The 6132-nt window shown below is 55.4% G+C and carries 3 protein-coding genes; 1 reads left to right on the forward strand and 2 read right to left on the reverse strand.

The window, feature by feature from the left end; all coding sequences use genetic code 11:
• Together AAAC48_RS23450 and AAAC48_RS23455 are read right to left on the reverse strand one after the other, a co-directional pair.
• A partial coding sequence (locus AAAC48_RS23450; RefSeq protein WP_340656498.1) for a vitamin B12-dependent ribonucleotide reductase occupies positions 1-3719 on the reverse strand: 3719 nt, incomplete at its 3' end.
• 643 nt (positions 3720-4362) lie between these two features.
• Positions 4363-4797, reverse strand: coding sequence for an NUDIX hydrolase (locus AAAC48_RS23455; protein WP_340656500.1), 435 nt, complete (start codon positions 4795-4797; stop codon positions 4363-4365).
• Between the two features lie 296 nt (positions 4798-5093).
• On the opposite strand from AAAC48_RS23455, the gene corA reads away from it, so the two are divergent.
• A partial coding sequence (gene corA / locus AAAC48_RS23460; RefSeq protein WP_340656499.1) for a magnesium/cobalt transporter CorA occupies positions 5094-6132 on the forward strand: 1039 nt, incomplete at its 3' end.

Consider the following 6132-nt stretch of genomic DNA (forward strand, 5'->3'; position numbering starts at 1 on the left):
CAGCTGTCACCGGTATAGCCCTGCATCATCGACTTGATGCGGCGCTCGGACATCACCTTCTTCGCCTCGGCCTTGGCTTCTTCGGCTGCGGCCTCTGCGTCGGTGTCCTCGAACAGGGCTGATGCCGCACTTACCTCGGTTTCCGCCTGGTCCTTGGCGCGTTCTTCATAATCACGCTTGAAAGCCGTTGATTCTTGGGCAACAGCGGCGACTGCCGGTTTTGCAGCGAGTGCTGTTGCCGTACGGCTGGCGAGGGTCGTGACATTTGATGACGCAGTTGCCTTCGGCGCGCTGACGACGCCTGTTCCCGCTGCGCCGCTAAAACCCTTCGGATCGGCCTTGTTCGGCGAGACGACCTTCAGGGACGCGCCACGTGTCAGACCCTTGGAGACCGGTTCGGCCTTGCCTTCGGAAATACCGCGACCAAGCGAGGTATTGGAAAAATCCGACTGATCGACATGAGCGAGGTCGTGACGGCCCAGATAGGAGACGGCGAGTTCGCGGAACAGGTAGTCGAGGATCGATGTCGCGTTCTTGATCGCGTCATTGCCCTGAACCATGCCCGCGGGTTCGAATTTCGTGAAGGTAAAGGCCTCCACATATTCTTCGAGCGGCACGCCATATTGCAGCCCGAGCGAGATGGCGATGGCGAAGTTGTTCATCATTGCCCGGAACGCTGCGCCTTCCTTGTGCATGTCGATGAAGATCTCGCCGAGCCGGCCATCGTCGAATTCGCCGGTGCGCAGGTAGATCTTGTGGCCGCCAACCGTGGCCTTCTGGGTGTAGCCCTTGCGGCGGTTCGGCAACTTCTCACGATCGTGGACGTATTTTTCGACGATGCGCTCGACGATCTTTTCGGTGACCTGCACGGCGCGGGCGGCGGCAGGAGCTTCGATGAGCGTCTCGACTGCATCATCCTCATCCTCGTCCTCATCGGCGAGCAGTGAGGCGTTCAGCGGCTGTGACAGCTTCGAACCATCGCGGTAAAGCGCATTGGCTTTCAGTGCCAGCTTCCAGGAGAGCATATAAGCAGACTTGCAATCATGGACCGTTGCTTCATTCGGCATGTTGATCGTCTTGGAGATCGCACCGGAAATGAAGGGCTGGGCGGCGGCCATCATGCGGATATGGCTGTCGACCGAAAGATAACGCTTGCCGATCTTGCCGCACGGATTGGCGCAATCGAAGACGGGGTAATGTTCCTCCTTGAGGAAGGGCGCGCCTTCGAGGGTCATTGCACCGCAAACATGGATGTTGGCTGCTTCGATTTCCTTCTTCGAGAACCCAAGTGCCGGCAGGATCTCGAAGGAGATATCGTTGAGCTGCTCGTCAGTGAAGCCAAGCACATTCTTGGCGAAGTCTTCGCCGATCGTCCACTTGTTCACTGCAAACTTGATGTCGAAGGCCGACTTCAATGCTGCGTTCAACGTGGCGATGATCTCGTCGGTAAAGCCCTTGGCCTTCAGCGAGCCGGGATTGATACCAGGCGCCTGATTGAGATTGCCGTGGCCAACAGCATAGGCCTCGATCTCGGCGATCTGGCTTTCCGAGTAACCAAGCGTGCGTAGAGCTTCCGGAACAGCGCGGTTGATGATCTTGAAGTAGCCGCCGCCGGCGAGCTTCTTGAACTTGACCAGTGCAAAATCGGGTTCGATACCCGTCGTATCGCAATCCATGACCAAACCGATCGTGCCGGTTGGCGCGATAACAGTAGCCTGTGCATTGCGGTAGCCGTGCTTTTCCCCGAGCTCGAGCGCTTTGTCCCACGCAGACTTCGCATGGGTGACCAGGTCCTGATCCGGGCAGTCGGTGGCAATCAGCGCAACCGGGTTGACAGCCAGGCCTTCATAGCCCTGGTTATCGCCATGCGCAGCGCGGCGATGGTTGCGAATGACGCGCAGCATGCTGGCGGCATTGGGTGCATAGCCTGGAAATGTACCAAGTTCCTTGGCCATTTCCGCGGAGGTAGCATAAGCGATACCGGTCATGATGGCAGTGAGAGCACCGCCAATGGCACGGCCTTCGTCGCTGTCATAGGGTATGCCGGAGGTCATTAGCAGACCGCCGATATTGGCATAACCGAGACCCAACGTGCGGTATTCATAGGAAAGCTTGGCAATTTCCTTCGAAGGGAACTGGGCCATCATCACTGAGATTTCGAGAACGATCGTCCAAAGACGGGCCGTATGCTCATAGCGGACGACGTCGAACGTGCCATCCTTGCCACGATAGGTGAGGAGGTTGATTGAGGCGAGATTGCAGGCCGTGTCGTCAAGGAACATGTATTCCGAGCACGGATTGGATGCGCGGATCGGACCGGCGGCCGGACAGGTGTGCCAATCATTCATCGTCGTGTTAAAGTGCAGACCCGGATCAGCCGATGCCCAGGCGGCATAGCCGATCTTTTCCCAAAGATCGCGGGCTTTCAGCGTTTTCATCACCTTGCCGTCCTTGCGGGCGGTCAGGTTCCAGGTACCGTCGCTTTCGACAGCGCGCAAAAATTCGTCCTTGAGCGAAACGGAATTGTTGGAGTTCTGGCCGGCAACAGTCAGATAGGCTTCCGAATCCCAATCCGTGTCATAGGTCTTGAAGTCGATATCCGTATAGCCTTGCTTGGCGAACTGGATGACGCGCTGGATGTAGTTTTCCGGAACCTGATTCTTCTTGGCCGCCTTGATCTCACGCTTCAGCGCTGGATTCTTCGTGGGCTCATAGCAATTGCCATTGTCGGCCTCGCAATTGACGCAAGCCTTCATGATGGCTGTCAAATGCTGCCTGACGATCTTGGAGCCGGTGACGAGAGCGGCAACCTTCTGCTCTTCCTTCACCTTCCAGTCGATATATTCCTCGATATCCGGGTGATCGACGTCGACGACAACCATCTTGGCAGCACGGCGGGTCGTACCGCCGGATTTGATGGCGCCGGCGGCGCGGTCACCGATCTTCAGGAAAGACATCAGACCGGACGAGCGGCCGCCGCCGGAGAGCTTTTCGCCCTCGCCGCGCAAATAGGAAAAGTTCGAACCCGTACCGGAGCCATATTTGAACAGGCGCGCCTCGCGGACCCACAGATCCATGATGCCGCCTTCATTGACCAGATCGTCGGCAACGGACTGGATGAAGCAGGCATGCGGCTGCGGATGCTCGTAGGATGATTTGGATTTGGTCAGTTTGCCGGTGTCCGGATCGACATAATAGTGACCCTGGCCCGGACCATCGATGCCATAGGCCCAATGCAAGCCGGTATTGAACCATTGCGGCGAGTTAGGTGCAACGCGCTGGGTGGCGAGCATGTAGGCAAGCTCATCACGGAAGGCGAGGGCGTCAGCTTCGCTATCAAAATATTTGCCCTTCCAGCCCCAATAGGTCCAGGTGCCCGCGAGACGGTCGAAAACCTGGCGTGCATCCATTTCGGAGCCATAGCGCTCTTCGCTCGGCAGCGCAGCCAAGGCTTCTTCATCTGCTACCGAACGCCAGAGCCAGGAAGGAACAGAGTTTTCCTCAACCTTCTTCAGCTTGGCCGGTACGCCTGCCTTGCGGAAATATTTCTGTGCCAGAATATCGGCGGCCACCTGGCTGAACTGGGCCGGAACATCGATATTCTCCAGGCGGAACACGACAGATCCGTCCGGGTTCTTGATCTCACTGGTCGCTACACGGAATTCGATCTCCGCGTAGGCTGACTGGTTCTCTTTGGTAAATCGCCGTTCGATCCGCATCTGTCTCGTCCTTGTCCCTATATATAGTGTCCCTTCGGCGCCATGTGAAGTGTTGCGCGCCTACGAACACAAATCCGCCTATCCGGTTTCAATGGCTGAAACCGGCTGCTTCACCCTGGCCCGTCATCGCTGCGGTTCCCCGCCTCATTTCCGGGCCTGGCGGCCCTTTTTTCTGACGCCTGTCGTGTGATTCATCGTTGATGAGAGTGTCACACTATCTGGTACTTAATGTATGTGCAAACACTAAATATTGTGTTAAAGCCCTATTTACCCAACAAATATTTGCCTGTGCATATCCAGATTTTTCCTCCCAGGCACAGTTCTTCGAAGGCATGCGCCCATAGGGCACAAGCTCCGGAAAACACAGCACAAACTGGAGAAGAACCGGCTACAGACGCTCCGGTCACGCTACAAACGCAACGCCGGAGACCATAAAAAGTGACTCGCAGGCGAGCGTCAAGAAATAGTTTTTTACATATTTGTGACCGCAATATCTTGTGTGTCACAAATGTGGATAACGGGGAGAAACGTGTCCGGATGTTTGCAAACGGTGAGGGCGCGGAGCTCGCACGAGCGTCCCGGCAAACATTATGAGCGTTCAACTAAATCTTGAGGCGCCTTCGCCGCTTGCCCAAACCGTCAGCTAGCGAATTGCGACCAGCGCAGGATCAAAATTCGAAATCAGCGCTTTCAGTTCCGGTTCTTCAACCCGGCGTGCCGACTCTTCAACGCTGAACCATTCGAGCCGGCGTTCACCGCGCTCAGGCCAATTTTTCTCTTGGTGCGAAAACCGCATAGGAAAGACATCGACAACGAAATCGCCGGTTTCGCCGTCATACATATCGTTCTTCTCGTATGTATAGATGCCGATGGAGAAGGGAGCGATGTGGCCACGTGCACCGGCCTCTTCATAGGCTTCAGTGCGGGCGGATTGAGAGAAGGTCTTGCCAATCTGCGGCCAGCCTTTGGGCAGCACCCACCTCCCGGTACCGCGGCTGGTGATCAAAAGAATTTCAGGCTGGCGCTTTTTGACACGATAGACGAGCGCCGCAACTTGGCGAATCTTGCCATCGGGCATTTCGATTCGCTTGTCGGTCACAATCTCGTCCTGGTAGGTTACGTTCAAGGCTCCACTCATTCTTGATCTTATTATTCCGTTATTGTGGACCGATTCGTGGAAACCACAATCATTCACGCATTACTGTCCTTTGCCTAAATGCGACTTGTGACAATTTTTTGAACAGCATTGCAAAAAAATCACTTAGTTCACCGTTTTCTCGCAAAGATCGATGCGAGCGGCTGCGGCTAAGAGATAGCTGGAAAGGTTCACCAGCAAAGGATAGTCTTTATCCCATCGTTAAGATCGGAGACGCCATGGTATCCCAACGATCCGCGTTTGAAGAAGCCCCGCCATTTCCCGATGCGTCGGCATCGAAGGATCAGAATGTCAGTGTTATCGCTTCCTGCGTTTACGCGAACGGAAAGCGGATTGCTGATATCGCGATCGATGATGCGGGCACCTGGAAAAACCGCGAAGGACATGTTGTCTGGATTGGTCTTTTGGAGCCTGACGGGGAGCTGCTGCACCGCGTTCAGAAGCAATTCGGGCTGCACAGCCTAGCAATCGAGGATGCCGAGCATGCACATCAGCGTCCTAAACTGGAACAATATGGTGACGCAATCTTTGTTGTGGCACGAACTGCTCAACTCATCGATGGAAGGGTCGCGTTTGGCGAGACGCATGTTTTTCTAGGAAAGGGCTATATCGTCAGTGTTCGCCATGGGGCTTCGACGTCCTACACGCCAGTACGCAAGCACTGGGAAACGTCGCCTTACGCGTTAGCAAAGGGCGAAGACTTCATCCTCTACGCCATTCTGGATTTCATCGTGGATAATTATATGCCTGTATTGGAGGCGATCCATGATGAGGTCGAATCCATTGAGGATCGGGTTCTAACCAAGCCAATGACCAGCAGCGATCTGGAGCGGCTATATATGTTGCGCCGAGATCTTTTGCGTCTGCGTAATGCGGTCGGGCCGCTGGTCGATGTCTGCGGGCGCCTCAGCAATACGGACTTGCCGCAAATCCAATCCGCGATGCAGCCGCTCTTCCGGGACGTTACCGATCACGTTCGTACCGTTCAGGAGAAGATCGATGGATTACGCGAAGTTCTCGCCTTTGCCTTTGAGGCCAGTTTGCTGGTCGGACAAAGTCAGGAAACGGTTATTTCCAAGCGTCTCGCAGCATGGGCGGCGATATTGGCGGTACCAACGGCGATTGCCGGCATCTACGGCATGAACTTCAAATATATGCCCGAACTTGATTCCCCAAATGGCTATTATTGGATCATGGGCCTGATGGCTTGCGCGTGCCTGATACTGTTCTGGCGGTTTCGCAAGAGCGGGTGGCTAT

This window comes from Phyllobacterium sp. (genome assembly GCF_037994405.1).
Lineage (GTDB): Bacteria > Pseudomonadota > Alphaproteobacteria > Rhizobiales > Rhizobiaceae > Phyllobacterium.